The sequence below is a fragment of the Nocardia arthritidis genome, assembly GCF_011801145.1.
GTDB lineage: Bacteria > Actinomycetota > Actinomycetes > Mycobacteriales > Mycobacteriaceae > Nocardia > Nocardia arthritidis_A.
Genome location: NZ_CP046172.1, coordinates 6674994 through 6698728 on the forward strand (window position 1 = coordinate 6674994; position 23735 = coordinate 6698728).

At 65.8% G+C, this 23735-nt stretch carries 22 protein-coding genes; 8 read left to right on the forward strand and 14 right to left on the reverse strand.

Annotation, left to right across the window (positions count from 1 at the left end):
• The first annotated feature begins 104 nt into the window (after positions 1-104).
• On the forward strand, positions 105-1610 hold the full coding sequence (locus tag F5544_RS30235) for an alpha/beta fold hydrolase (protein ID WP_167476327.1): 1506 nt from the start codon (positions 105-107) through the stop codon (positions 1608-1610).
• Between the two features lie 386 nt (positions 1611-1996).
• Complete coding sequence (locus F5544_RS30240; RefSeq protein WP_167476328.1) at positions 1997-3955, forward strand: hypothetical protein; 1959 nt, start codon at positions 1997-1999, stop codon at positions 3953-3955.
• A 108-nt stretch (positions 3956-4063) separates the two neighbouring features.
• Here the strand turns inward: F5544_RS30240 and F5544_RS30245 are convergent, their stop codons facing one another.
• Positions 4064-5059, reverse strand: coding sequence for an acyl-ACP desaturase (locus F5544_RS30245; RefSeq protein ID WP_167476329.1), 996 nt, complete (start codon positions 5057-5059; stop codon positions 4064-4066).
• Between the two features lie 103 nt (positions 5060-5162).
• Positions 5163-5675 carry a DUF4442 domain-containing protein gene (locus F5544_RS30250; RefSeq protein WP_167476330.1) on the reverse strand — a complete coding sequence of 171 codons (513 nt, stop codon included), beginning with the start codon at positions 5673-5675 and terminating at the stop codon, positions 5163-5165.
• 126 nt (positions 5676-5801) lie between these two features.
• Here F5544_RS30250 and F5544_RS30255 point away from each other — a divergent pair, with 126 nt between their 5' ends.
• Positions 5802-6728, forward strand: coding sequence for a MerR family transcriptional regulator (locus F5544_RS30255; protein ID WP_167476331.1), 927 nt, complete (start codon positions 5802-5804; stop codon positions 6726-6728).
• Positions 6729-6838: 110 nt separating this feature from the next.
• On the opposite strand, the gene F5544_RS30260 is transcribed toward F5544_RS30255, so the two are convergent.
• Positions 6839-7291 (reverse strand): DUF5313 family protein, encoded by a 453-nt coding sequence (locus F5544_RS30260; RefSeq protein WP_238846741.1) that lies wholly within the window; start codon positions 7289-7291, stop codon positions 6839-6841.
• Between the two features lie 127 nt (positions 7292-7418).
• Between F5544_RS30260 and F5544_RS30265 the strand changes: the two genes are divergently transcribed.
• From F5544_RS30265 to F5544_RS30275, 3 genes are all read left to right on the forward strand, one after another.
• Positions 7419-8000, forward strand: a complete 582-nt coding sequence (locus F5544_RS30265) for a helix-turn-helix domain-containing protein (RefSeq protein ID WP_167476333.1) — start codon at positions 7419-7421, stop codon at positions 7998-8000.
• Between the two features lie 69 nt (positions 8001-8069).
• Positions 8070-8633: a cysteine hydrolase family protein gene (locus F5544_RS30270; protein ID WP_167476334.1), complete on the forward strand. Its 564-nt coding sequence runs from the start codon at positions 8070-8072 to the stop codon at positions 8631-8633.
• A complete protein-coding gene (locus tag F5544_RS30275) occupies positions 8617-9336 on the forward strand; it encodes a GntR family transcriptional regulator (protein ID WP_203217378.1) in 720 nt (239 codons plus the stop codon). Before F5544_RS30270 ends, F5544_RS30275 begins: the two co-directional genes overlap by 17 nt.
• 12 nt (positions 9337-9348) lie before the next feature.
• Here F5544_RS30275 and F5544_RS30280 read toward each other — a convergent pair whose 3' ends face one another.
• Entirely contained in the window at positions 9349-10485 is a 1137-nt protein-coding gene (locus tag F5544_RS30280; protein WP_167476335.1) for a lipase family protein, read from the reverse strand.
• A gap of 329 nt (positions 10486-10814) precedes the next feature.
• Here F5544_RS30280 and F5544_RS30285 point away from each other — a divergent pair, with 329 nt between their 5' ends.
• Positions 10815-10958 carry a hypothetical protein gene (locus tag F5544_RS30285; RefSeq protein ID WP_167476336.1) on the forward strand — a complete coding sequence of 48 codons (144 nt, stop codon included), beginning with the start codon at positions 10815-10817 and terminating at the stop codon, positions 10956-10958.
• A gap of 54 nt (positions 10959-11012) precedes the next feature.
• Here the strand turns inward: F5544_RS30285 and sph are convergent, their stop codons facing one another.
• The 10 genes from sph to F5544_RS30335 form a co-directional block, all read right to left on the reverse strand.
• Entirely contained in the window at positions 11013-11993 is a 981-nt protein-coding gene (sph, locus tag F5544_RS30290; protein ID WP_167476337.1) for a sphingomyelin phosphodiesterase, read from the reverse strand.
• 129 nt (positions 11994-12122) lie between these two features.
• Positions 12123-13973 (reverse strand): adenylyl-sulfate kinase, encoded by a 1851-nt coding sequence (gene cysC, locus F5544_RS30295; protein WP_167476338.1) that lies wholly within the window; start codon positions 13971-13973, stop codon positions 12123-12125.
• Positions 13973-14887 carry a sulfate adenylyltransferase subunit CysD gene (gene cysD / locus F5544_RS30300; protein WP_167476339.1) on the reverse strand — a complete coding sequence of 305 codons (915 nt, stop codon included), beginning with the start codon at positions 14885-14887 and terminating at the stop codon, positions 13973-13975. The genes cysC and cysD overlap by 1 nt, the downstream gene beginning before the upstream one ends.
• Positions 14884-15762, reverse strand: a complete 879-nt coding sequence (locus F5544_RS30305) for a sulfotransferase (RefSeq protein ID WP_167476340.1) — start codon at positions 15760-15762, stop codon at positions 14884-14886. Before F5544_RS30305 ends, cysD begins: the two co-directional genes overlap by 4 nt.
• On the reverse strand, positions 15762-16685 hold the full coding sequence (locus F5544_RS30310; protein WP_167476341.1) for a family 3 encapsulin nanocompartment shell protein: 924 nt from the start codon (positions 16683-16685) through the stop codon (positions 15762-15764). Before F5544_RS30310 ends, F5544_RS30305 begins: the two co-directional genes overlap by 1 nt.
• A 32-nt stretch (positions 16686-16717) precedes the next feature.
• Positions 16718-17842, reverse strand: coding sequence for a hypothetical protein (locus F5544_RS30315; RefSeq protein WP_167476342.1), 1125 nt, complete (start codon positions 17840-17842; stop codon positions 16718-16720).
• 13 nt (positions 17843-17855) lie between these two features.
• Positions 17856-19040, reverse strand: a complete 1185-nt coding sequence (locus F5544_RS30320) for a transaldolase family protein (protein WP_167476343.1) — start codon at positions 19038-19040, stop codon at positions 17856-17858.
• 87 nt (positions 19041-19127) lie between these two features.
• Complete coding sequence (locus F5544_RS30325) at positions 19128-20633, reverse strand: MFS transporter (RefSeq protein WP_167476344.1); 1506 nt, start codon at positions 20631-20633, stop codon at positions 19128-19130.
• 366 nt (positions 20634-20999) lie between these two features.
• Positions 21000-21563, reverse strand: a complete 564-nt coding sequence (locus F5544_RS30330; protein WP_167476345.1) for a uridine kinase family protein — start codon at positions 21561-21563, stop codon at positions 21000-21002.
• Positions 21564-21787: 224 nt separating this feature from the next.
• Complete coding sequence (locus F5544_RS30335) at positions 21788-23005, reverse strand: PEP/pyruvate-binding domain-containing protein (RefSeq protein WP_167476346.1); 1218 nt, start codon at positions 23003-23005, stop codon at positions 21788-21790.
• 80 nt (positions 23006-23085) lie between these two features.
• Between F5544_RS30335 and F5544_RS30340 the strand changes: the two genes are divergently transcribed.
• The gene (locus F5544_RS30340; RefSeq protein WP_167476347.1) at positions 23086-23733 is read left to right on the forward strand and encodes a transcriptional regulator; all 648 of its coding nucleotides are present in this window, start codon (positions 23086-23088) and stop codon (positions 23731-23733) included.
• Positions 23734-23735 lie beyond the last annotated feature (2 nt).

Below are 23735 nucleotides of genomic sequence, written 5' to 3' on the forward strand. Positions count from 1 at the left end.
CTGTGCCCCAAATTCTTTGGTCATCGCCGCGAACCCCGGCCGCGGCCCGGATTCGCGAGCCGGTAGCCTGTGCGGCGACTGGACGGGTTCGGACGGGAGAGACGATGCCTGCACGGTGGGCTCGACGGCTGACAGTGGGGATCGCGGTGCTCGTGGGCCTCGCGAGCGAATGCCCGGCCATGGCCGCACCCGAGGACGCGAGCCCGGCCCGGTTCTACCACCAGAGCCTGGACTGGAAACCTTGTGGCGACCCGGATCTCGACGCCGCACACGCCGACTGTGCGAGCGTCACGGTGCCGCTCGACTACGGCCGCCCGCAGGACCGCACCATATCCGTCGCGCTGTCGCGGATACCGGCTACCGATCCGGCGCGGCGGCGCGGTTTCCTGCTGTCGAATCCGGGCGGCCCCGGCGGTCCCGGGCTGAAGATGATGCTCAACGTCGGGCAGACGCTGTCACCCGATGTGCGCGCGCAATACGATCTGATCGGCATGGATCCGCGCGGAATCGGCCGCTCCGACAAGATGAACTGCGCGCTGCCGCTGCCGACCATGATGTTCTCGGCCGGATTCGACATCTTCGGTTACGCGCGCGACACCGCGCTCGCCGCCGCGCTGGCCGCCGCCTGTGTCGCACCGGATCCGGAGAAGGCGCGATACATCACCACCCGCAATACCGCCCGCGATATGGATATCGTCCGCAGCGCCTTCGGCGACGCGAAACTCAACTATTTCGGTGCCTCCTACGGAACCTATCTCGGCTCGGTGTACACCCAACTCTTCCCGGACCACGCGGGGCGGATCGTGCTCGACAGCAATGTCGATCCGGACCGGTACTGGATCGGAATGTTCCAGGACATGGGTCCGATCAACGAGGCGGGCCTGGACGACTGGGCGGGCTGGGCCGCCCGCCACGACGACGAATATCATTTCGGCACAACCGCATCCGCGGTACGCGCCTTCGTCGAGGAGATGATCCACCGCGCCGCGGCACATCCGGTGATCGGCAGCGGGTACCTCATCGACGAACACACCGTCCCGCTGATGGTGCTCGCGCTGTTGACGAACCCGAGGGCGAATCCCGACCTCGCCGCCGTGGTGCGGTTGATCTCCGACGGCGTCTCCGGCCTGCCCATCGATATGGACCAGTTGAAGGCCAAGATCACCGCCGCCGTCCCGCTGGAGACCGCGGGTATGGCCGCGGTGCTGTGCGGCGACCGGGCCGCGCCACGCGATCCCGCCTGGTACTACGCGAATATCGAACGCACCAGGGCCACCGAGCCGGTCTTCGGCGCGTTCGCCAACAACATCACCGCCTGCGCATACTGGCCCGACCCCGTCGAACCGCCCACCGAGGTCCACAACGCGGTCCCCGTCCTCATGCTGCAGGCCGAGCGCGACACCCGCACCGCCTACGCCGAAGGTCTTGCGCTGCACCGCGATCTGACCGCCTCCCGCCTGATCACACTGTCCGACACCCGAATTCACGGCACCTTCCGCCCCGTCCTCAGCCCCTGCCTCATCGCCGCGGTCAACCACTACTTCGCCGAGGGTGTGCTGCCGGACACCGACATCACCTGCCAGCCTGACCCGAATTACGCTCCGGCGTAAGGATATTCGCGGGCCGTGCTGCTGGGTCTCGATAGAATCGCCCTACCTGCCCGGTCGGCACGTTGACGAAGCCGGGTTCGGCCGGGTCCTGGGGCTGCGCACGGAAAGTTCACCTCATCGATGAGGTACGGGCCATCAGCGCGATCCGACAGGACCGTTGAACGCCGATGCGGCAGGCCGTCGAGTCGCTACTCGCCGTCAGGCCGGAATGATGCCGTGCTGCGACTCGCCGAGAACCTACTGAGCGGCTATTTCAAGGCAAACCGTTGACAGACTGTGAGCGCGAGCCTATTTTTCGGTAATCTAAATTTTCAATTATCGGACGGTCAGGGCCGAGAGTGGATCGAAGCGCTGTTCGTCGCGGTCGTCGGCAAAGGGGCCGGATCATGTCAAACCAGGTACAGCGTCGCATCGTTGCCCGCTCGACCCGGCCGCCGACCGCGGTGTCCCGGCGGTTGCGGCGCGCGGCGCGTACGACCGGCAGCATCGGCGGCGTGCTGATCACCGCGACCTTCGCCACGCTGGCAACCGCGCCGCTCGCACACGGCGACCCCGCGTACAACACTCGCACCGAGCAAGTCGTGGATTCGCTGAATCCGGATCCGGCGGTCGAAATCTCTTGGGTGAGTTTGTATTCGCCGCTCACCACCGGATTCGACGCGCATCCGCCCGAATGCGACTGGATCCACTACATGCGTTACCGGGACAAGAACGGCCCGCGGGATTCGGCCGACGCCGATGCCGTCGTGAGCGCGCAGGCCGGATTCCAGGGCGGTGCGAGCACCTATGACATCAAGGCCCGTCAGGTCGTGAAAAAGGCTGCGGCACAAGGTAAACACGTCGAATTCTGGGCCGTCGAACGCCGCCCGACCTGCCTGGTCGACCGCACCGGAATCGATGCGGCGACGGCGGCGCACGATTACCACGTCGCGGTGGACTACTACTTCCACGGAGCTACCGTCGACGGCCGCCGATACGGGGGCACCCTCGATTGGTGGAACGTTCCGGGTTCGCCGCACGGCAGTGCGTCATGGCTGCGCGATATGCGCCAAGAGCAGGACAATCGCGACTGGCACCAGATCATGGCCGAGGCGATTCCGGATGCGGCGGCACGCGGGCGAAAGGTGTTCTGCGGCGGGCACTCCTACGGTGGCTTGATCGCGGGCCTGTACAGCGCATGGGATTTCGACCTCGACCGGGCCAGCGTGCCCCACGACGGACCCGGCTACGCGCAATGCGCGGGATTCTTCGCCGACGATTCCCTGGTCACCCCCGACCCCGCCGGAGCAGGCAACATGCCCGTCTTGGGCAGCCTGGTCGATATGGTCGCCGGGCTCGCCTACACCTACAACCGCGGCATCCCCGGCGTTGTCGGCGGCCTTTCCTCGCTGTATCCCTATCTCGATTCGAGCGTCGTACTGACGCCCGAGACCTATTACCTCATCGAAATCATCGCCATGGCAGCGTATTTCGAACCGGACCAAGAAACCGACCTGCTGCGGATCCTGCCGCACACCCTCAATACCGAGGCCACGCTACGGCTCTTCCTGTCCCGCACCTACCAGCAGGCGATCACCAACACGCCGGACGTCTGGAGCTTCCGCTACACCAACGCGGCACTGTTCGGCGCGGTGCTCGGCAGCCAGGGCTCGCCGGTTTCGATCCTCAGCAACAGCATGGGCTCCTACGGCGACTGCCCGGTCGCCGACAAAGACTTCCCGGTGCCCAACCAGCTCGCCGACCTGCATCTGCCGTTCCTCGATGAGCTGCGAAAGATCCCGCTGTTCGCGCAGTTCCCCGATATCGGCGACCTGATCTCGCACGAAATCGCGCCCGGCGCAAGACGAGTCGCACCCGTCGATCCGAATATCCTTTGCACCTGGCGCAGTTACGACGAGGATCCGGCGCCGGTGGCCGATGGCGCGCCATACGCCGCGAAATCCGCTCAGGTGGTCGACCTACACGATTTCGCCCGCACCTGGTTCGAGGGGCCGAGCAACTACATCGAGATCTACCTGCCCTACGTCGACGGGCCTGGAAACCTGTTCATGGCCAACATGAAATGGTGGGAATACGCCGCCGCACCGCACCGCGAGGACGTCTACCACCGGCCGATGCTGACCACCCTCGGCTCGATCGGTGAGATCAACGACGGCATCCACGCCCTCAACCCGCTCACCGCCCTGTTCCCGGTCCCCGGCCCCCTGGTCCCGGAAAACACCGTCTACGCCCCGGGCCGCCACCACTTCGACGTCGTGGCCGCCGCCGAAAAACAGAACGACGGCAAACCCGAAATCGGCAGCCAAGCCATGGTCGACTGGATCGTCCAGAACACCGGGCGGTGAAAGTGACGGAATTTCATCTGATTCGGCATTCGACACTCGGTGCTACGAGACGAATACCGAGTCCAGAGGGCGCGACCGATGTCCGCGCGAGGACTGCCCATGCCGATGTCAGGACGACGGTGCCGGCGTCTTTTGTTTGCTCGCCTTGCGAGCGGCGATTCGTTCACGCCGCTCCTCGAACCGGAGAATTTCTTTCTCGTATCCTGCCAGGTATCCGGCGAGCTCTTCGCGGGTCCGTTCGCCATGTGCGGTGAAATCGTTGCGCTCGAAGACCTTCCAGGTACGCAGCACTGGCATGACGACAACCTCGAGGTGCTGGCGCCTGTCGTAGATACCATGTGTGGCCATCAGTGCCCCATAGCGGCGGAAGTTGGGGTTCTCGGTGCCGGGCATTTGAAAATTCCTCAGCATCATCGAAATGGCTTCGAGGGCTTGATCGGGTGCCAGATCCAGCGCGGCGGCGCACATGTTGCGGTAGAAGATCATGTGCAGGTTCTCGTCGGCGGCGATGCGTTGCAGCATGCGGTCGGCGATCGGGTCGTCGCACACCGTCCCGGTATTGCGGTGGCTGAGCCGGGTGGCGAGCTCCTGGAATGTCACATAAGCGATGGCATGCAGGAATCCCGCATCGGCCAGCTCATCCGAATCGATATCGGCCTGCCCCACAGCAGACATCGGGTCGAAGCCCTTTGTCATTGCCGCCATACGCGCACGTTCGAGTTCGACCGGGTCCACACCTCGAGTGACGACGAGGTAGTCGCGCATCACGATCCCGTGCCGGTTCTCCTCGGCGGTCCAGCGCCCCACCCAGGTGCCCCACGCACCATCTCGGGAGAAATGCTCGGCGATCACCCGGTGATAGGACGGGAGATTGTCCTCGGTGAGCAGGTTCGTGATCATCGCGGCCTTGGCCACATCGGAGAGCCTGGATTGCTCTCGGTCCCAGTCGATTCCACCCATGGCGGCAAAGTTGCGTCCGCCGTCCCACGGGACGTAATCGTGCGGGTGCCACTCCTTGGCCAGCGACAGGTGCCGGTTGAGGTTGTGTGCGGCGACCGGTTCCAGCTCAGTGAGCAGCTGCAGCTGGGTGAGGCGCTTGGCCATGCGGAAATCCTTTCGAAAGTATGTGGTGGGCCTGCAATCCGGCTTCGGCCGGACCACCACCAGGTGCGGTCTGATCGATGCCCCGCGCGAGTGGACGTTGCAGCTAGTGGAGGCGGCGGACGTAGAGGTCCTGGCTCGCTTTCGCGACAATCGCGCCGTCGCCATCGCGAATCTCGGTGACGTGTGCGGTGATCGACTTGGCCCCGTTCGCGGTCCTATCCCGGATCTCCGCGACCACATCCGGGTCGAGTTCCATGGTCGCGCTGACGGTTCCGCGGCCAGGAGCGACGAATTCGATGCTCGCGCAGGTGTTCCAGACTCGGTAGCCGGGGCCGAGCTGACCGAGCGCCATGATCCCGTAGAACGGGTCGGTCATCGAAAACAGGGTCCCGCCGAAGGCCGCTCGGTTCGCGTTTCGATTCCACGGCCGAACCCGGTGAGAGACCTCGACCGAGGTCCAATCCGTGGCGATGCGCTGCACACGCACGCTGGAGAACAAGAACTGCGGATACGCGTTCATGACCAGCCGAAACCACCGCGAATCCGGCATCATGCCGCCACGGCTCCGGCTGATCTCCCCGCCACCGGCGTCCGCACCCGCAATTCGATTACTCATCCGCGGCCCCCTCTTTTCTCGACTGTGACCGGACAATTGACACCGACCGGCCATCTGGCTTCGACCACCTCCGGTGACGTCGACCACTACGCTAGAACCTCCACTCGACTGGAGGTTCAAGGAGCTGTGACTGACCTCACGCGCGGCGAAAACCTCGTCAGCATAGGAACCTTGGCGCGCACCACCGGGATATCCGTGCGAAACCTCCGTTTCTATTGCGACAGCGGAATCCTCGAATATCGGCGAACTCCAGGTGGGCACCGCGTGTTCACCCCAGATGCGACAGAGCGTGTGGCGCTCATCCGCCGGTTGAGAGCCTTCGGCCTGAGCCTGGACAGAATCAAGGAGGTCCTCGACGGTTCCGTCTCGATCGCGGAGGTGGCTGCGGCCCAACGCCGCGAGGTAGACATCGCACTGAGCACGATGGCCTGGCAGCGCGCCGGGCTTTCAGCAATCGAGAACGCGGAGCCGGTCACCGTAGCCACCAAGCTGGAATTGCTGGCAGCAGTGCAGCACGGCCGCGCCGCGCACAACATGCTCGTCAACTTCTGGCGAACGGTACTCACCGCCATGCGACCCGCCGCGTTCGACGAATTCATCGCGATGAACATTCCTCAACCGCCGTCATACCCGACCCCGAGCCAAGCACTCGCCTACGCCGAACTCGCCACTCTCACACAGGACCCAGGACTCAGGCTGGCGGTGTCGCGTCAGATCTGGCTGTCCAACGGCAGCGAAGTCGGCATCAACCCCGCGCTGCTCCCTGAAATCACTGAAGCCTACTCCCGCACCATCCCCCTTGTCCTCAAAGCCGAAATCCCGCGCCCAGGACCAGAACTCGATCAATTCGTCGCTGCCCACGCAACCGCGCGTGGCGAACGCGATACCGCGACGTTTCGGCTCGCGCTACACGACTTTTCCGCAGAGATCGACCCGCGCATGCGCCGCTACTCACAGCTCACCTGGGAGATCAACGGATCACGGGGGACAGTCGGAGCAGCACATTACTGGCTCATCCAGGCGCTGGACCGCAGTCTTGCCGACCATGCGTGACGGAGGTTCCCGACCTCCCGTCACCCCGGGTCGTACGGACGCTTCAGAGGCCGGGAAATAGCGTCAGCACGAATACAACTCTGCGCCAGTACTATTCGGCTACCGGCCGATTACCCTTCGGGGCGGGGGTGGTTGACGTTGTAGCGGGCGCGTTCGTGGGCGGTGGCGTGTAGGACGCCCGGAGCGTCCAGGTCGGCGGGGTAGCCGTGTTGTGTGAGGCGGTGGGTGCGGTTCGGGGCCATGTAGGCGGCGCAGTAGAACAGGGCGAGGATCAGTGCCAGCAGGGTCATGGCGGCGCGGATCCAGAATGGGCCGGGGAATAGCAGGAAGGCTGTGAACAGCGGCAGGAACGGGACCATGCCGCGGACGAGATGCCTTGTGTAGGTGTGCTTTCCGGTCAGGTCGCGCAGGACCCATGCGCTCAGATCGTCGGGCATGGCGCGGCCGACGGTATAGCCGAGCCACGAGTCGGCCTGAGCGGACAATTTCGGGCCGGATCCGGTCGAAAAGCCTTCGCGGGGTCCGAAATTGTCCGTCCAGGCCGGAGACACGACCGCGGTCACTCGAGAAAGCGCAACAGCTCCGCGGCGGCGACGTGGCATGGTGGACTCCTCCTATCGGGACGCGCCCAGTCTCACCGAACCCACCGCGATCTGGCACGCAAACTTGCTGTTCCGGCAAGATGAGCCGATGGACCGCGATACCGAAGACGTACTCCACGGCGTAGGCCCGAGGCTGCGCGCGCTGCGCCGCGAACGAGGCTTCACCCTCGCCGAACTCGTTGCGACGACCGGGATTTCGGAGAGCACGCTGTCCCGGCTGGAAAGCGGGCAGCGGCGGGCGACGCTGGAACTGCTGCTGCCGCTGGCGCGGGTATACGGCGTTCCGCTGGACGATCTCGTCGGCGCGCCGCGCACCGGCGATCCCCGGATCCATCTGAAGCCGATCTACCGGTCCGGGATGACCTACGTACCGCTTTCCCGCAGACCGGGCGGGGTGCACGCGTTCAAAATGATCATTCCCGCCCGGCCGGAACCGCTCGAACCGACACCGCAGACGCACGAGGGCTTCGAATGGCTGTATGTACTCGACGGCCGTCTGCGGCTGGTGCTCGGCGAGCGCGATATGACGTTGCCGCCCGGTGAGGCGGCCGAATTCGACACGTCGGTGCCGCACTGGCTCGGCAGCGCCGACGGCGGCGCGGTCGAACTTCTCATCCTGTTCGGCGTGCACGGGGTGCGCGCGCATGTCCACGCCGAACCGCATCGGTGAGCTCGGCCGATGCTGAGATATCAGATTCGCTTGTTAGTATCTCAGCGTTCGAGGAAATGAGGTATTGAGATGACGACCGCGCTTATCGTCGGCGATTTCCAAGTGGGCATCACCGGCGCCCATGCGTTCGCGCGAGACCTGGTTCCGACGGTCGCCGCGCTGGTATCCCGGGCGCGCGAAACCGGCACGATTATCCTCTTCGTGCGAATTGAATTGCGCGACAACGGCTTCGATGTCGCACCCGCCAACTCGCTGATCGCCGCGCTGCATGCCCTACCCGAATACCGCCAGGGTTCGCCCGGCACCGAACTCGATCCCGGCCTCGGCGCCACCGAGGACGACGCGGTGGTCGTCAAACATCGGGCCAGCGCGTTCACCGGAACAGATCTGGACCTGATCCTGCGCGCACAGGGGGTGACGTCGGTGGTGGTGGCCGGGGTGGCCACCAGTGCGATGGTCGCCGCCACCGTCTACGACGCGCTCGACCGCGACTATCGCGTCACGGTGGTGCGCGATGCCTGCGCGGATCCGGACCCGCAGGTGCACGAATTCTTCGTCGACAAGGTATTTCCCGCCCGCGGCGTGGATATCGTCACCGCCGACGCCTGGAGTTCCGGTGCGATACCAACCTGATCTGCTGCTCCGGCACCCCGAGCCGGGCACCATGATGGAACGGGCGTACCGCACGGTGAAACGCTCGATCATCGAACTGGACCGGCCGCCCGGCGCGAGATTCACCGAGCACGAAGTGGCCCGAACGCTCGGGCTCAGTAAAACACCTGTCCGCGAGGCGCTCGCCAGACTGCACCGCGACGGCCTCGTCGCACCGCTGCCCCGCTCCGGATACGTCGTTTCCGCGATCACCCTCGCGGATGTCGCAAACCTGTGCGATATGCGAACCCTGCTCCAGACCGAAGCCGCCGGACTGTGCGCGACACGTCGGCTCGACGCCGAATCGGCCCGCCGACTCGACGAGCTGTCCATCGACGACGATGAAAAGTACACGGGCGAAACCGGTTTCGAGGACCGGCTGCGCGCCAACTACGAGTACGAGGCGATCATCGCGAACGGTTCCGGAAACGACCGGCTGGCGATGGCGGTCGTCACCGTGCTCGACGAGATCGAACGGGTCGCACGACTGGTCGCCCGGCTGACGCCGACCCTGCCGCCCGAACGAACACGGCAGCGGATCGCGGTGACCGAGGCTGTCCGCCAAGGCAATCCGATCGAAGCCAGGGCCGCCATGCGCGTGCGCACCGTTTCCGCCCGCGACGAAATCCTGCGAACCCTGCTGATAAGCCCGGCCGTGACCACAACCGCGATCCCGGTGCCGTAGCGCTCGGAAGGTTCAGCGCGGCGGCAGGATACGGCCGAGGAAGGCGCGAGTATCCGGCCAGGCGACATCGACGATGGTTTGGTGGTCGGCATCGTAGGTCCGCAGGTCGAAATCGACACCGCCGGCCCGGAATCCGGCCGCCAGTGCGAGCGTCGCGGGCAGCGGGACCGAGACGTCGGCGATGCCGTGCGCCAGCAGGATCGGCTGCCGGTACCCCGTGGTGGGTACTGCGGTGTAGCGCCGCAGCCGATCCGGGAACGGTCCGGACGAGAGCGGTTGTGCCAGCAGGGATCCGAACGATGTCGAACCCACCTGCCCACCGAAGTCGAGCACACACGACGTGCTCAGCCGGTCGAGCAGGTCGGCGCCCGCCGGGGTCAGGTACGGTCCTAGATCGAAATCCGGTGCGCCGGAGCGCATTCCGGCCAGCACGGCGGCGAGCACACCGACCGCCTCGCCGGTGCCGGGCAGCGCGGGCATCTGCGGGCCGATCAGCGGCAGAATGGTCTCGATATTCGAGGCGGGCGCCATCGCGACGGTGCCGCGGAAATCCAGCTCCGGCGCATAACTCGAGGCGATATTCCCGGTGTTGAGCGCGGCGTGGCCGCCCTGCGAAACACCGGTGACCGCCCAAGCTTTGGACAGCCGCGGATCGGCATCGCGGGCGGCGCGCACGAGATCCACCGTCGCGGTCGCCTCGGTGCGGGAATGCTGATACGGATGCGGCGCTTGGGTGCCCGGACCCAAACCGAGGAAGTCGGGAGCCACCACCGCGTAGCCGGTGTCGACGAATCGCCGCACGATATCGGCGTCCGGACCGGGGAGGCTGGTGAGCCCGCACTGATTGGCGAGGCCGCGGCTGCCGTGCTCCCACGCCACGATCGGCCAACCGCCCGCGGGGGGCTGTCCACTCGGCACCGCCACGATTCCGGTGGCGATGGTCGTTGCGCCGGTGGGACTTTCGGTGGTGTACCGAATGGAGCGGGCGCCGACGACGCCGCCCCAACCGTCGGATACGACCCCGGCGAACGCACCTACCCCATCGGGTTGCGCGGTCGCCGCCGGGACCGCGACGGTCCCCATGACCACCGCGGCGAGCACCGCCACCGACCCGGCGAAATGTACGACCCGTACCCTCTTACGCCTCATCAAACCTCAACTCAACGAAACCCGGCCCGATCGAAATCTAACCGGCTGTCCGGCGTGACACATCGGTATGTGACGACAACTACAATTCGGCTCGAATACGTTGCGACAACGGGATACTCGCCTGATAAGGCGACTTATCAGTTGGGCACGAGGATCCGAATTCGGCAAGCCCCGAAATGGTTTGGGGCCTCCGAGCCGGTCAGCAGCGCCCCCGATCTCCGCGGTGTTATCGGTCGCACGCCGGGTATCACCCTGAAGGGCCCACCGACGATATTTGCGGCACGACGTCGGTCCCCCGGCGAAATCCACCGCCGAACAAGAGGAACCACATGAACCCGGAGATCGATCACTACCGTTTCCCGCCCCGGCTCACCGCGCTCTGGCAACGCCTGATCGCCTGGACCGATCCGATTACCGCCGCCTACGAACACTTCTACCGATCCCTGCAACCCTGGCGCAGGGCTCAGCCGTGATCGCCGCGCACCCCGGCCGGAGATCCGGGGTGCGCGCACGATCAGAGCCGACCGTCAGTTGGGTTCCGCGACAACGGGATAATGATCCGACAGGTTCGTGTACGTGTAGTCCTTACCCCAGCGGGTGACGGTCCATGGAGCGGTCTGCTCCTTGATCACGGTGTTGCGCCACCTCGCGGGCCGCGCGTGCCCCTTTCGGTGCAGCACATAGTCCAGATCCTCGCGGCCGTCGTTCGGATAACGGTACGCGGCAATCGAATTCTCCTTCGTATCGAAGGAGTACGGATGGCCGGTGCGCGCGTCGGCGGGCGCCAATCCGGCATTCTCCAGCATCGTCGCGTACTCGGCGCCGTGCGAGTCGACGTTCAGGTCGCCCGCTACCAGAACCTGCTCGGTGACCGGAATCTTCTTGGCATCCAAGAACTCTCCGATCTGACGGAACTGTTTCGCCCGATCCGAGACGGCCTCCCCCGCACGGCACATGCTGTCCGTCGACTGGGTATGCGTCCCGACCACATGCGCCCTGGTCCCGTTCACGTCCAGCACCACATAGGCGAAACCCTTGTTCGCCGTCCAATCCGCACCGCAGCCGTTCTGGAACAGCACCTGTTCCTTCCGGATGATCGGCCACTTGCTCATTACCGTCACTCCGCCGTCCTCGGCGGTGAAATCGGAGTACTTGCCGCCCGTCGCGTCCCAGCCGTCCCGACTGCGGCCGACCACCGGCGTCTGATGTGCATAGTGCTGTGCCGCATCGGCTTTCATCGCGGCGGAGACGCCGTTGTCGAATGCCTCCTGTAACACGACGACGTCGTTGCCGCGAAAGAAATCGGCGGCGACGATCGCCTTCGCCCGATGGTCCTGCCCCCAATTCGGGTACAGGGATTTGCTCATCAGAAATACGTTGTAGGTCAACACTTTCAGCCCCGGGGTTGCCGGAACGGCCGGTGCGGGAACCTGCGGCAGCAATCCCGCCAGCGTGGCGGCGGCGCAGGCGGCCAGAACTCTCGCGGATTTGTATCCGGCGAGCGGCATCTACTTCTCCTTCGATTCGACGAGCCCGGTCCGGATCGCGGACGGGCCCGTCGATGAAAGTGCGCCGTGTTTACGCCGAAACGACCACCGAGTGACGCATCCATGCCGATACGGTGGCGAATGCCGCCCCTAGAGTCCCAGATCGCGACGAATGGATTCGGCCACCTCGGGCGGCATACCGTCCGAGGGCGATACCGTGACATCCGGTGCGGTGGGCCGCTCGTACGGCGAGCTGATGCCGGTGAAATCCGGGATCTCCCCCGACCTGGCCCGGCGGTACAGTCCCTTGGGGTCGCGCAGTTCGCACTCCTCGAGGGGCGTGTCGACGAACACCTCGTAGAACTTCAGCCCGCGTGCGCGGTGAATTTCCCTGGCCCGCTTGCGTTCTTCGGCGAACGGGCTGATCAGCGTGGCGATCGCGACGCTTCCCGAATCGGCGAGCAGCGCGGCGACCTCGGCGACCCTGCGGATGTTCTCCCGCCGGTCCCGCGCGGAGAATCCGAGATCGGAATTCAACCCGTGGCGCAGATTGTCGCCGTCCAGCAGGTAGGCGGGGCGACCGCGCTCGGTGAGCAGCCGCTCCAATTCCACACCGAGACAGGACTTTCCGGATCCGGACAGCCCCGTCAGCCAGATCGTCGCACCCTCGTGGACCCGCTCGGTGGCGGCATGCTCATGCCAGACAACGTTTTTCGATTCGGTGACCGCGCCGTTGATGGTGCCCGCGGCCACCGTCCGGTTCGTCGCGGGATCGATCAGGATGAAGCTGCCGGTATCCCGGTTGCGGCGGTACGGGTCGAAGGCCAGCGGGCTCTGGGCGCGCAGCGTCAATCTGCCGATATCGTTGAGCCGCAACGATTCCGCGTCCTCATCCCGGTGCAGCGTCTCGACATTCATGCGGTAGTTCACCCCGGTCACCGCCACCCGCGCGTCGCGGCTGCCGTGCAGGATGACATATGTGCTGTCGCGGCGCAGCTCCGTCGCATCGTCGAACCAGCAGACGGTGGCGTCTAATTCGCGTCCGACGGTGGGGCGGTTGTTCGGCCGGGCCAGCATGTCGCCGCGGGCCAGATCGATATCGTCGGCCAGCGACACACTCACCGCCATCGGCGCGAACGCCTCGGTCGCCTTCGCGCCGCCGGGCCCCCAGATCTGCTCGATCCGAGTCGTACGCCCGCCGGGCAACGCGACCACCTCGTCACCGGGCCGGAAGGTACCGCCCGCGACGGTCCCCGCGTAGCCGCGGTGATCGGTCCCCTCGCCGTGCCGCGGCCGGATCACGTACTGCACCGGCAGCCGCGCGTCGACCAGGTTCCGGTCCGAGGCTATGTGCACGTCCTCCAAGTGGCGCAGCAGGGAGGCGCCCCGATACCAGGGCATATTCTCGGACCGCTCGACGATATTGTCACCGGAGAGCGCCGAAACCGGCACGAAGGTCAGATCGTGCACGTCGAGTTTGCTCGCGAAAGAACCGAATTCGTCCCGGATTTCGGCGAAGCGTTCCCGCGACCAGTCCACCAGATCCATTTTGTTGACGCACAGCACCAGGTGCGGAACACCGAGCAGCGTGGCCAGGAACGCATGCCTGCGGGTCTGTTCGAGCACGCCCTTGCGGGCATCGAGCAGAATCAGCGCGAGATCCGCGCGCGAGGCGCCGGTCACCATATTCCTGGTGTACTGCACGTGCCCGGGGGTGTCGGCGATGATGAATTTGCGGCGCGGCGTCGCGAAATACCGGTACGCGACATCGATCGTGATGCCCTGTTCGCGCTCGGCCCGCAACCCATCGGTGAGCAACGCCAGATTCGGCTCGGCCGCGCCGAGTTCACGGCTCGCCCGTTCGACCGATTCGAGCTGATCCTCGAATATCGATTTGGAGTCGTACAGCAATCGCCCGATCAGCGTCGATTTTCCGTCGTCGACACTGCCCGCGGTGGCCAGCCGCAACAGCTCCTTCCGTGGTTTCGCGGGGTCAAGCATCAGAAATAACCTTCCTTTTTCCGGTCCTCCATCCCCGATTCGGAGATTCGATCGTCGGCACGGGTCGCGCCGCGCTCGGTCAATCGGGTTGCGGCGATCTCCGCGATCACCTCGGCCACCGTCGCCGCCTCGCTCGGCACGCAGCCGGTGCAGGTGGCGTCGCCGACGGTCCGGAAACGCACCGTCTCCGGATATCCGAGTTCCCCCGGCCGCATCGGCAGGAAGGGGGTGCGGGCCAGCAGCATGCCGTCCCGCTCGACCACCTCGCGCCGATGGGCGAAATAGATACTCGGCAGTTCGATGCCCTCGGATTCGATGTACTGCCAGATGTCCAGCTCGGTCCAATTGCTCAGCGGGAAGACCCGGACATGCTCACCCCTCGTATGCCTCCCGTTGTACAGATTCCACACCTCGGGCCGCTGATCTCGTGGATTCCAGGCGCCGAATTCGTCGCGCAGGCTGAATACGCGCTCCTTCGCGCGCGCCTTCTCCTCGTCGCGGCGGGCGCCGCCGAATACCGCGTCGAAGCGGTTCTCCTGAATGGCGCGCAGCAGTGTCGTGCTCTGTAATCTGTTGCGCGACGCGCCGATTCCGGTGTCCTCGACGACCCGGCCCGCATCGATATCGTCCTGCACTCGCGCGACGACCAGGCGCACGTCGGCACACGCCCGGTCCCGGAATTCGAGCACCTCGTCGAAATTGTGCCCGGTATCCACGTGCAGCAGCGGGAAAGGCGGCGACGCCGGCCAGAACGCCTTCCGCGCCAGATGCAGCACAACAGCGGAATCCTTGCCGCCGGAGAACATCAGCGCGGGCCGTTCGAAGGTGGCGGCGACCTCGCGGAGGATATGCACCGATTCCGATTCCAGTGCCGAAAGGTGCGAAACGTCGTATACGGTTGCGTCCGAAATCATATTTTTGCCCAATATCCGTATCGTGTCATGACCGGTTGCGCGGACAGCTCCGTGGCCAGCCGGGTTCGGCGGTCCATGGTTCGCCAGCGTTCGCCGTCGCGGATGGGCACCTCGCCGGTGCGCAGGCGATCCGGATTGCCGGTCACCGTGTGATTCCCACTCATCCGGACCGTCCCGGATTCCGAAACCAGGCCCGCGACATCGGCTTCGGCGCCGACGAAGTCGAGCACGGTCCGCAGCGCATCCCTCGGTTGTGCCGTGAACCATTCGTATTTGAACTGCAGGAACCGATCGCGCGGAACGGCCGCACGCAGCAATTCCGACGCCGCGTTGAACGCCGTCCAATAGGCGACGGTGCGCCACCACGGCATCGGCTCCAAATAGGATTTCGGATTCGAGTAGGACGCCACCGCGGCACGCGGATCGCGCACCAGGTGCAGCAGATACAGGTCGACGTCCTCGCGACGGGCCAGGTCGGGTACTTCCCCGGGCGCCTTCGAACTGTCGATCAGCAGTCTTCGACCGGCACCGGCGTGCTCGTAGACCTCGACGGCCGCGTCGGTGGCGATATTCCTGGGCCGTGGCCGCAGCAACCGTTGCGGCGTATGCCGCGTCCGATGGTGGGATTGCTGGTATCGCCAGATGTCCTCCGCGTCCGCGCCCCGGCGCGCCAGCAGCGATTTCCAGATATCGCATTCGGTCAGCGGCGCACCGCAGCCGCACAGGTTGTTGGTGCCGTCGCCGGCGAGCGCGTTCTTGTAGAGGAAATATCGTTCCCCGAGGTGGGTCACCCCGGGCAATTCGTGCAGAATATTGCCGAGGAAAGTGCTGCCGCAGCGCATCATTCCGGTGATATAGAGAACCGCGGCCATCATCAGTCCTCTTGCTTCAGCAGCACAAAATGCTGCGGCACGTGGACGGCCAGGCCGACTCGGCTCACCACGGTCAGGTCCCGGCTCCGCCCCGCCGGATCGGCCGCGGAAAGGGATATCGCCGAATCCCCCGGATCGTAAATGGTCGCCCCGGCGCGGAAATCACCTAGCAGTGCCTGGTCCCGGGGAATCATCCTGGTGCGCGACACGGTGACCCCGGCGTCTCGCAGCCGGTCGAGATAATTGGATTCGCTTGCCTGCCAATAGGTTTCGGTATGCAACACGATTCCGTCGCAGGATCCGCCGGTCTCCTCCACCGTCGCTGCGGTGGCGAACAATCCGCTGACGAGATCGGCGGTGCGCGCCTCGCGCAACCCGTCGGTGGTGAGCAACCCCGGCAGTCCCGCGTCGGCGTCACCGTAGAGCAGCAATTCGTTCTCCCGCGTCCACATGCGGACGAACATGCGATAGGAGATGAATTGCTCCAATTCCGCGACATGGCGGGTGATATCGGCGGGCACCGGAAGCGATACCGCGACGCGGGAGAATCCGGTGCGCTCGGCGACCGCGCCGAACGCCGCCTCGGGCGTGCTCTGGTACGAGGTTCCGGAGCGACCGATCCCGATCGGCTCGCGTTCCTCGCGGGGCAGCGGTTCCCGCAGGTAGTAGCCGTCGTGGCCGGAATCGACCCGGACCATCTTGATCAGGTGCCGCACCATGAACCGGCGGCGCGTGCCGAGCAATGGGAAATAGTCGGGCAGATAGGTCGAATATGATCTTCGATATCCGGAATTACCGGCGGCGCCCGCGATCGCATGCGTGGCGAAATCCTTCGCAGGCGATATATCCGAGCCGCGCGTATCGTCGCCGACGATACGGCTGTCGCTGCCGATCGGATACGGTTCGTTCGAGGTGTAAACGGGCATGGGTATCCCCTGGAACCCTTTCTGTGAAAAGTCTAGGAATTGCTCGCGGCGAATGCCCGGTAGCTGCGCCCCAATTCGTCGGCGACCGCGTCGACCTCGGGCAGTGCCATTGATTTGCATTCGTAGCCGAGCATCGCGTGCATGATCCGCATGGTTTCCGCGGTGAACGCCACCGTGCCGTCGGCATCGATGCCATCGATTCCGTCGGCCTGCTGGCATTTTTCGTTGATGGCGACGGCCTGGTCGAGGGTCAGATCCGTCGGCAGGTCGAGCTCGACTCCGGCATCGGTTATCCGGACCGGGTAGCCGCCGGGCAGCCCGAACGGCGCGGGTGCGTGCACCAGACGTCCTGATCGGGTCAGCAATTCGGACAGCACCGCCACGGCGGACGACGCGGTGAGCATCTGACCGTCGAGACCGCCTTTTCGGCGCAGGTCATCGGTGAGATGCGCGAATACTCGCGAATCGTCCGGCTGTTCCGGCGCCGGGGCGTCGGCGTAATCGACCGACAGCGCGTAGGCGCTGTCCCCGGCAGTCCCGAAACGCGGCACATAGTGGCTGAAATAGTGTTGGGCCACCAGGCGCAATTCGATGCGCTCCGGACTTTCGCCGAGTTCCGCGGCCACCGCCCTGGTGAGCGCGGGAATGATATTCGCGACATTGCCGATTCCGATGGACGGCGCGAGCCCCTGGGTGCGCAGCACCGGTCCGACGGCGTCCGGGAATGCGGCATTGACGGTCACCGGCGACCGGCCGCTCGCCCGGACGGCCTGCATGAGCTTGACGTTCAAACTCAAATGCATGGGCAGCCACGGCCCGAACTGGGCCTGATCGAGTTCTTCGTAGAGATGTTTGGGCAGCTCGGTGAGCCGCCGCCACGATTGCAGCGAGGCGCCCATGAAAACGATGTCCGGCTCGACGGCGTCGATCGTTTCGGCCGTGCGATCGATATCGCCCAGATTCAGCACCCGGGTCGCGATATCGACCGGCTGTCCGAGATTGTCGGCGGTGAAGCGAATCAGGTTCGCCAACCGTATGGTGCGGTCGTCATCGCGACCCGCCAGCGTCAACCGGATATCCGGATACCGCTGTGCCAGTTGGCAAACGACCTTGAACGAGAGGTCGCCGGTGCCGACGACGAGGATATTCGAATCCACTGTTGCCCACCCTTCAGATCGCGCCGCAGTGCGAGTTCTCGACGATATGTTCGACGAAATCCTTCAGCCGGGAATGGTTCTGCAGGATCTCCGCATAGGTGTCGACGAACGACGGGTGGGTTTCGAACTCCTTTTCGTCCAATCCGTCCGGATCCACCGCGGTCCGGAAGTACGGCAGTTTCATCAACCGGTTGAACACATCGGACGGAATCGGTTCGGACATGGCGTTCTCGGGGAAGTCCATGCGCTGGTATTCGGTATTCACCAGGCTCTTCAGCACATCCGGTTTCAGCGTGTACACGATGCCGCAACCGCACGTCTCGGTGATGTGCGGGCACAGGGCGCGCCCGGTTTCCGGATCGATATCCACCTGCAGGCTCGACAGCAGCATCTTCACCTCGGGCCCGAACGGCCTGATGGTGTTCTGGATATTCTTGACGATCGCCACCTCGGCCCAGCGGATATCGGCGAGATCGAGCGGGAGTCCGCGCCGCTTCGCCTGTTCCCCGAGTGCGCCGGGTGCACCGTAGCGGCCGATCATATGTGTGATGACGGCACGCCACGGCTGATCGTCGGTGCCACCGCCCCTGGTCCGCCGGACGATTTCGGCGAGCCTGGTGAATTGCGGCACGGTATACGCGAGCGTGTTGTTGATCGAAATACCTTGTGCGACAAGATGACTCATCGCCTCGTAGCCCGCCTTACTCCCCGGAATCTTCACCATGACGTTCGGGGAGATATCCGCGAGGTATCTCGCGTGCTCGATCATCGCATCGGCGTCGAGCGTATGCCGAGGGTCGGTCTGAGCGCTGACCCAGCCGTATTTCCCGCCGCTGCGCCGCCACAGCGGGTGCAGGATTTCCGCGGTCTCCTCGACCACCGCGCGCTGCACCATACGCAGCACCTCTTCGGGGTCGATGGCGCCGGTCTCGTGCACGAATCGGCAGATACGGTCCCGCCAATGCGCCGGATGCGCCAGCACACTGTTGGCGACCAGTGACGGGTTGGTCGTCACGCCGCGCAATAGGCCGTTGCCCGTCTTCGGATCGAAAAATCGGTCTAGCGCGTTCCTACGGTCGGCCCGCTCGCTCGGACCGGACGCCGCGCCCAGGTAGTCGCGGCGCCACAGTTCGTATTCGGTCAGTGGGGAATCCCACCACAACTCCAGTTCCGGGTGGGTGCCCTGAATTCTATCCAATATCGTTGCTCGGGCAGTTCTCTTTCGTTCGCTAACAATGACAGACAAAATCATCAATCCCGTTGAGCCGTAATTCTGTTCGGTCGATCAATTGTCGGTTCTCGCATCGGCTCGATCCGGAGCCGGAATCACCTCCATTCGATTGCCGACGTTGACGATCCAGATCAGGGTGCCGACGCAGAGCACCGCGGTGGCCGCCATGAGGACCGGCACGCCGACCGCCCGTTCCAGGAGGGCGAGCAGATACGGCGCGGCGAAGCCCGTGTACGCGACGGCCTGGAAGACGGCGGTGACCCGCCCCAGGTTCGTCGGCGCCGCGATGCGGTGCACCTCGCCCAGCCCGCAGACCAGGCAGCAGCCATAGCCCGCACCGAGCACCAGGGTGCTCAGGAAGATGAGCACCGCGCTGTTGCCGAACGCGGTCGCCACCGCCGCGACGACAAGACCCGCCGTGACGATGCCGAGCGACACCGCGGCCAGCCGGGACACATCGACCCGCTTGGCCAACGGCTGGATCGCGATACCCGCCATCATCGTCAGGCAGGTCGATATCGCGCCGAAGGTCAGCGCGTTGTCGCCGAGGCCGGAACGGGTCTGTTCGGGTAGATAGGCCAGTGCGATCGAGGATGAGCCGAATACCCACGGCGCCAACGGCACAACGATCGCGAGGAAGCGCGACCGGCGCGCACCGCTCAGCTCGAGCGGCGCGACGACCCGCGCCGACGGATCGCTCGCTGGATCCGTCGGCGTCAGCACCACCAGCACGATGGCGATCAAGGTGATCACCAGGTGCGGTATGTACGAGGTGAGCATCGGCGACGGCGCCCAGCGGGCGATCAACCCGGCGACGAGCGGCCCGACGGCGAATCCGACGGTCATCGCTATCGTGGCGCGGCGCGCACCGGCGGCCGGATCGTCGCGCGAGAGCTCCTTGATCCACGCGGTGCCCGCGCTGAACGCCGTCCCGCTGGCGACGCCCGCGATCAGGCGCCCGATGAACAGCCAGGCCGTGCCCGCGGCAGCGGCCATCAGCACCGACGATCCGATGAAGGAAATAATCAAGCAGGGCAACAGGATTCGCTTACGCCCGAATCGGTCGGACAGCGGCCCCGCGACCAGTAGACCCGGTATCAGCCCGATCGCGTACAGACCGTAGGTGGCCTGTACCGTCGCCGACGAGGCGGGCAGGTCCGAGCGGTACATCAGTAGTAGCGGCGCGAATTGGTTTGCGCCCCAACCGACCGCGGCCACCGCCATGGCGGCCGCGATCCATGCGCCTCTGGGGGCGGCGACGGCCCGTGCCTCGGATGGCGACTCCCGCGGTGCCTGCGCTGGTCGAGCGAGTGCGCCTGCGCGGTCACCTCCGCCCGTGGGACGGCCTCGATCGCGGCCCGACGAAGAAAACGTGAACACTCGCGCCTCCCGTGAGATCGGTCGTTCTCGGCTGTCTGATTTCCGGTTAGGACGTACTCCTCCCCGGTAACCGGATGAACCGGATCCTGAGGTGCGAAACCCTTGTCGGCCACTTGATTTCAACGACGGATGCGGTCGGCGCCCGCTGCTCCGGCCGCCTCGGTCAACTGACGCATCCATCCGGTGGCCGTACGCGCCCCGGAAGCGGGGCGACAGCGCGCCGGGTAGTCGGCCGACGGAGGCGATGAGCTGCGCGATCCTGGTCGTCCGGTCTGGCGTACGGCTCCACTATCGGCCCCTCCAAGTCGAGTGTCAAGAAAATGAACGGATCATCCGACATCGCCGGAGACGATGTTTATTTCCTCGAAAGCGCGGCACCCAGCGAAAACCGGGATTTCGCCGCGACTTCGCGCGAAGTCGGCTCCCACGCGATCTCGATGCGTTCAGCGGGGTTGAATCCGGAACCCATTGCGCGGCCGCAGGAAATCGACATCCCGGCATCCACATGTACCGAGAGTTCAATGCGGCCCGGATAATTCGGCAGGTTCAGGCAAGACGTTCGCCGGATACCCCATCGATGCGCAGATCGGCTCGTTCCTCGGTGCGGTCGGCGGCGAAATGCGCTGTCTCCCGGTCACTCCAGCGATCCCACCGCGGACCGAGCTCACCACCGTCGCGCCCGATCACCCGCGCGCGCCGCAACTTTCGCGGCGCATCCAGCCAAATTCGGTACGCCGCAGGTGATTCCCGCCACGCCGCACCGACTCCCTCGACGATCAGCACCGGCGTCACCGGAATCTCCAACCACTCCCCGTAACCGCCGCGCCGCCAACTGAACGGCCGGAATCCACCGGCCCGCCCCGCCGCCAACGGCGTCAGCACCTGTTCGGCGAACGGTTCCCACCACACCAGCGGGCTCTCGCTCTCCCACGGCACCCGGAACTGGTCCGACCCGACCACCGGCGCCGCCAGCACGGCCCCCAGCCGCCGCGCGAACGTGGACTTCCCCGCCCCACTCGGCCCATCCACCGCCACCACCCGCACCGGCCCGCACGAGGGCGGTAACCCGGCCAGGCGCTCGGCCAGCGTGAATAGGTCGACGATCGGCATCCGCCCATCCTGCCAGGCCGGAGCCCGTAGACTGCGCGGGCCGTGTCGGCGTCTTATCCGGACCCACATTCGTCGCCGCCGAGCCGCGTCAGCCATGTCGTTGTGCACCTTCCCAGTTCGTGAAGTCGCCGGTTCCGTTGCGGCGCACGGATACTCGACCTACAGATCGGTGCGACCTCGAACCTTGCGCTGCTTGGCACCGTTGCTTGCCGTTGTGCCCCCGATCACCGCTCGTCCGTCAGCGTGACGCGGCCGGTATCGCCGTCCACGTGCACCATCGCGCCCTCGGGCAGCACCGTTGTCGCGTCCGGTACGGCGAGCACGGCGGGTATGCCTTGTTCACGCGCGACGATCGCGGCGTGCGAGAGCAGACCGCCGATCTCGGTGACCACCGCGGCGACGATACCGAACAGCGGCGTCCACGCCGGTTCGGTTGTGCGGCAGACGAGTACGTCACCGGGGCGCACCTCGACGAAATCGCTCGGACCCCGCACCACGCGCACCGGTCCGGCGGCCTGTCCGACGCTTCCTGGTGTGCCGGTCAGCGATCCGGCTCCGACCGAGCGCGCGGGTGGGAGGGCGGCGGTGACGGGCCGGGCCTGTAGCAGCCATATCCGGTCGTCGGCGATCGCCCACTCGATATCCCTTGTCCCGCCGAATAATTCCTCGATCTCGCGGCCCAATCGCGCGAGGCGCGACACCATCTCGTCGGTGAGGCAGAAGCGGCCGGAGTCCGGTATCGCGCGGGTGACTACCTGCCCGTGCAGTCGGTCGGTCCGCCGGTCTTTGGCTCCGAGCCGCCGGTCGACAATGGCTCCGCCGGACACCAGCCACGAGTCCGGGGTGACCTCGCCCCCGACCACATTCGTGCCCAGCCCCGGTGACGCCTCGATCCGAATGTCGGTCCCGGTGAACATCACACCGGCGACCTCGGCATCGATCAGCCGCTGCACCAGCACCGCGGTCGCGGGCGGTTCGATGTCTGTGGCACGCGCGCGCCGATATTCGACGGCCCGCTCGGACCACAGCGAGGCCCAGCAGCGACGCACCGCGTCGGCGACCGCGTCCGCGCCGCGGACGCCGAGGAAGGTGTCGTGCTGCCCCGCCGCGGCGTCGGCCCCGTCCTCGCTGGTCGCCGAGGACCGCACCGCGACATAACCGGACGGGCCGCCGATCCGGACCAACTCGCGAGAGATCTCGGCGACCAGTGTGGACGGGAGTTCGGCCCGCTCGATCAACGCACGCGCCGCATCGGGATCGCGGTGTGGGTCGAGCCTGGCGACCGCGTCCGCATACGCGCGGACCGGGACCACGAACCCTGGCGGCACCGGCCACCCGGACCGCAGCAGCCGGGCCAGCGGGGCGGCCTTACCACCGGAGACGGCGGCATCGGCGGCGTCCGCCAGGTCGATCAATGTCGCGGCATCGTTGCTGACCACCATGCCCACAAGCATCCGCCCTTCCCTACGCTGGGCGCGAAACCGCGTTGACGCGAGGGGAATTCGCCTGAATTGTCGATCCCATGACGCGCACCACCTCATCGCCGGAGTTATTGGTCCTGCACGCCGTGCGGCTGATCGGCATGGCCGACGACGCCACCATCGCCGAGCACACGGGCCTCGACCCGGACGAGGTATCCGAACTGCTGGGCGACTATCAGGCGTACGGCTGGGTGACGCGTGCCGAATTCGCGGGCACCGGCGGGTGGGCCCTCACCGACCGCGGCCGCGCCGAGGACACCCGGCGGCTCGTCGAGGAACTGGACAAGGCGGGAGCCCGCACCAGGCTGGAGGCGGCCCACCGGGAATTCGACGCACCCAATGCCCGGCTGCTGCGGGCCTGCACCGACTGGCAGCTGCGCCCGGGCGCGGGCGGCAGGCTCGCGGCCAACGACCACTCGGATCCGGACTGGGACGCCCATGTCTTGGACGAATTGTCGGCGGTCGCAGACTATTCGAAACAACTCATCGCCAAGCTTTCCGGTGAATTGGCCCGATTCGCCGGCTACGACCGGCGTTTCGGTGCGGCCCTGGAACGAGCCCGCGCCGGTGACGAACGATGGGTCGCCGGTATCGGCATCGATTCCTGCCACGTCGTCTGGATGCAGTTGCACGAAGACCTGCTCTCCACGCTCGGGATCTCCCGCGGCGCGGCGACCGAACCCCGATAGGC